General features: G+C 70.3%; 4 protein-coding genes. 1 reads left to right on the top strand and 3 read right to left on the bottom strand.

All coding sequences use genetic code 11. The features are described 5' to 3' along the window. Window positions 1–661: 661 nt before the first annotated feature. On the bottom strand, window positions 662–1048 hold the full coding sequence (locus LX81_RS14585; RefSeq protein WP_111538064.1) for a hypothetical protein: 387 nt from the start codon (window positions 1046–1048) through the stop codon (window positions 662–664). An 830-nt stretch (window positions 1049–1878) separates the two neighbouring features. Here LX81_RS14585 and LX81_RS14580 point away from each other — a divergent pair. Next, window positions 1879–2307, top strand: coding sequence for a hypothetical protein (locus LX81_RS14580; RefSeq protein WP_111538063.1), 429 nt, complete (start codon window positions 1879–1881; stop codon window positions 2305–2307). A gap of 209 nt (window positions 2308–2516) precedes the next feature. On the opposite strand, the gene LX81_RS14575 is transcribed toward LX81_RS14580, so the two are convergent. Both LX81_RS14575 and LX81_RS14570 read right to left on the bottom strand, forming a co-directional pair. Beyond that, a complete protein-coding gene (locus tag LX81_RS14575) occupies window positions 2517–2726 on the bottom strand; it encodes a hypothetical protein (protein ID WP_111538062.1) in 210 nt (69 codons plus the stop codon). A 585-nt stretch (window positions 2727–3311) separates the two neighbouring features. Continuing rightward, on the bottom strand, window positions 3312–3680 hold the full coding sequence (locus LX81_RS14570) for a hypothetical protein (RefSeq protein WP_146259438.1): 369 nt from the start codon (window positions 3678–3680) through the stop codon (window positions 3312–3314). Window positions 3681–3779 lie beyond the last annotated feature (99 nt).

Here is a 3779-nt window from a genome sequence, read left to right as displayed (position 1 = left end):
TCGGCACCCGGGCGAAGCGCAGAGGGTGCCTGCGGGCCGAAGGCCCGCACCCTCGCCGGAGCGCGCAGCGCGCAGGTGAGGCCGACGGCTGCGGCTTGGCGCGATCGGCTGGAGGATCGGTGCCGGCTGTCGCACCGGGGACCGTCACCCGAAGGGCCGAGACCTGGGCCGCTGACCGACCATTCGGCCGCGGTGGCGGGCGGCTCCGGAGGAGACGGCCGACGCCGCATCGGGCCGAAGGGAGGGCAGGGGTCCAGGGCTCGGGGAGGCGCGCCGAAGGCGGGCCGAGTAGGGCGCCAAGCGCACGGCGTAGGCCGTGCGCGGAGGGGCCATGACACCTGCCCAACGGAGACGCGACACCGACCACAACGAGTCGGCCGTGATCCTCGCCGGGCGTGCCTGACGACGGCGGAAGGGACGGCTGGATCGGCATCCTCGCGAAGCGGGGAGGGTGCCGGCGGGCCGAAGGCCCGCTCCCCTCGCACGATGCGCGCATCGCGAGGCGAGGCCGACGGCCGCCACTCGTGAGCCGCCGATGGAGGGGAGGGAGCGGTCGCGGCACGCGATCCCGACCGGACCGCAATCGGCGGCGGGACCACGCCCCGGCGACGCGCCTCGGTGGCAACGGCAGACACGGCCCCCGAAGGGGCCGCGCTCGGGGTCAGTCGTCTTCGACATCGGGGAGAGCGTCGAGATACTCGTCGGGCTCCTCGGGAGCGTCGAGATCGTCGTTGTCGCTCCAGCCTGACCAGTCTTCTTCGATCGGCTCGGGTTCCCCGCCCTCGAAGCAACCGCAGGGGCAGGTGTTTGCGTCCAGCCAATGCTTGCAGAGACCCTCCGGGCGGGCTTCGATCTCCACGATCACGCCCTTTTCCTTCAGGGCCTCCACGGTCGCGTCGAAGTGCTCGTCCGGGACGTGGCCGAGCAGGCTGTAGGCTTTGTCGTTCCGGGCTTGCTGCCAGAGTTCATAGACGCAGCCGAAACTGCCTTCGGGCATGGAGTTGGCGTCGACGTAGGCGACGATCGCGGTAGGGTCGAAGTCGGACATGGTGGTCTCCTGTGATGCGGGCTCACGCTGAGATGCGGGAGCATGTCCGGGCCCCCGATTCCGAAGCGCCCCGGGTCAAGGACGCGAAGCGCCGGCGGAGCCGGGCGGAAAAGTCTTCCGCAGGGACCGGGTGCAGCTCGCGCGACGGCTGGCGGCGGGGACGACGGCGCATCTCGCGCGACGGTGCCGAAGAGTTTTCCGATCCTTGAGGCGGGGTGCTTCGGGAGCGCATCCGGAGGATATGCTGCCGCCTCTCAGTGTGTGCGTTTCCGATCAGCAGCCGGCGGTGGACGCGCGGTGGAGGGCTGACGCGGAGACGGCGATGGAGGGGAGGGAGCGGTCGCGGCACGCGATCCCGACCGGACCGCAATCGGCGGCTCGGCGGCAGACCGGAGCCGCCGCGGCCGCCTCGGCTGCGGGTGCCAGGTGCGACGCCGCGCGACTGCGCGACGGGCCGTCCGGCCCGTACCCTGCCCGACACGCGAAGCCGAGGGCAGGGGCGACGGCTGCGGCCTGGCGCGATCGGCTGGAGGATCGGTGCCGTCTGTCGCACCGGGGACCGTCACCCGAAGGGCCGAGACCTGGGCCGCTGACCGACCATTCGGCCGCGGCGGCGGGTGGCTCCGGAGGAGACGGCCGACGCTGCACCAGGCCGAAGGGAGGGCAGGGGTCCAGGGCTCGGGGAGGCGCGCCGAAGGCGGGCCGAGTAGGGCGCCAAGCGCACGGCGCAGGCCGTGCGCGGAGGGGCCAAGATTCCTGACCGCTTGACCTCGATCCTCGTCGGGATTCTGGTCGTCTTGCTCGCTACGCCAATGCGGAAGGCTTGCCCGATGGCTCACAACGATCAGGACCGGATCGCCGACTACGACAAGGCGATCGACCAACTATTCGAGGGTCTGAAGGGAGCGGAGTGGCTTCTGCTGACAGGGCGGTACGAAGATCTCGGGATCGCGCTTTCGGATCGAACGAAGGAGCGCCTGATCGAGCGTCACGGTCTCGCGGCCGGGACGATCGTCCTCAACACGGGTTACTACCGATGCGACCGAGACACGTCGATCGAGATGGCTGCGCCGCCGCGGCGACCAACCATGATGGCGCGCATCAAGGGACTGTTCGGGCCGCGAACCGCGAAGACGCCGTTCCGCGAGGACATGCCTCGATGGGCTCGGCTTCTTCAGGAAAGGGAGCGGAACTCGAAGGTGCTGGAGGAGCTGCTTGGGCTTGCTCGCCGCGATCAGGCTCGACAGCATCGGCATTGAGCGAGAGCCACATCGTCATTTGTAGACTTGCGCGGCGGATACCGCCGGGAATGGTGCGAGATCAGCCCGAGAAGGCGGCGCTGATGGACCGCCGCCTCTTCAAGCTGGCAATGAGGACGGTGAACATCCCCTGAAGAAGGGCCGCCGGCCTCGGCCGGCGTCGCCCGTCCGGGCGAAGGGCGGCCCGAAGGCCGCCCCGCCGATCGGCTTCAGATCGGCGGCTCGTCGTCTTCGCGCGGCTTGCGGGGGAAGGCGACCAGCTCGGTGACGGCGACGGGGAAGTCGAGCTTGATGGTGAGGAAGGGTTCGCCGGTCTCGCGGCGGGTGTTCTCGAAGACGAAGCCGACCGGTTTGAAGCTGCGCTCGGTGCGGCCGTTCTTCTGGTACTCGACGGGGACGGTGAGGGTGTAGGTGGTCATGTCGGTCTCCTTTGCTTCCGATGACGCTTGGGAGGCGGATCGGAGAAGGGCCGGGTGCAACGGCAAATGCGGAGGGTCCGCGCCCGCAGGGCGTGGAAGCCGTATTTGTCGTTGGGGAGCGCAGCGACCGGACACCCGGCCCGCGATCCGCCAAGTGTCATCAATCAGGAAGCAAAGGAGAGCGACGTGATCGCCGCGGCCAGCAGGATCGTCCCCGTGTACCACGAAGGCCGCAGGGAACGGACCGGCCGACCGTCCTGCGATGCTCTCCGGCCCACCCGCCGCGAGACCGGCGGGACCGGCTCGATCCGAGGGCTGCCGCGTCCGTCGCCGGCATCCCGCCGGGTGCCGCAATTCCGGGCAGGGCGAGGGCGACGTGCTGCTGACGGATCGGATCGGCGTGGCGACGCGGGCCGGATTCTGGTACGGTGCGGGCGGGATGTTCGCCGAGGCAGCACCATCAGGCCGGGCCGGGCGCGCTGCCACGCGACCGGCCCGAAGCACCTCGCGGCATCTCGCAATATCATGGATTGACGCGCCCCGGTGGCGACGGCGAAGCGGCCCCCGAAGGGGCCGCGCTTGGCATCAGCCAACCCATCCGATGATGGCCGCGACACTGATCGCGGTCAGGGCGAGGCTCAGGCACCAGAGCCAGCGGGTGAGCGTGGCGATCCGGGCATCCCGAGGGTCGGGACTGTCGTCGCAGGGGTCCGACGTCCACGTGGAGACCGGCTGGATTGCAGCCGTCCGCCTTGCGTTCCTCCGCGCAATGGCGGCGGCTTGGGCCTCCTCCCACTGGGACGGCAGGGCGTTGTCGTCGAGCAGGTCGGCCAGTCGATGCGGCTCGGCCGCGATCGCGGCGAGGAACTCCCCGATGCTGTAGTTTGGGCGGGGCCGTCCCTTCTGGGCTTGGATTTCGTGGTGCGTGCGGGTGTGACGGGCGCGGTCGGACATGAAGGGTCTCCTGTGATGCGGGCTCACGCTGAGATGCGGGAGCATGTCCGGGCCCCCGATTCCGAAGCGCCCCGGGTCAAGGACGCGAAGCGCCGGCGG

Source organism: Palleronia aestuarii, assembly GCF_003253995.1.
Taxonomy (GTDB): domain Bacteria; phylum Pseudomonadota; class Alphaproteobacteria; order Rhodobacterales; family Rhodobacteraceae; genus Palleronia; species Palleronia aestuarii.
Note: the sequence above shows the minus strand (reverse complement) of the source record. Positions and strands in the feature narration are given on the sequence as shown.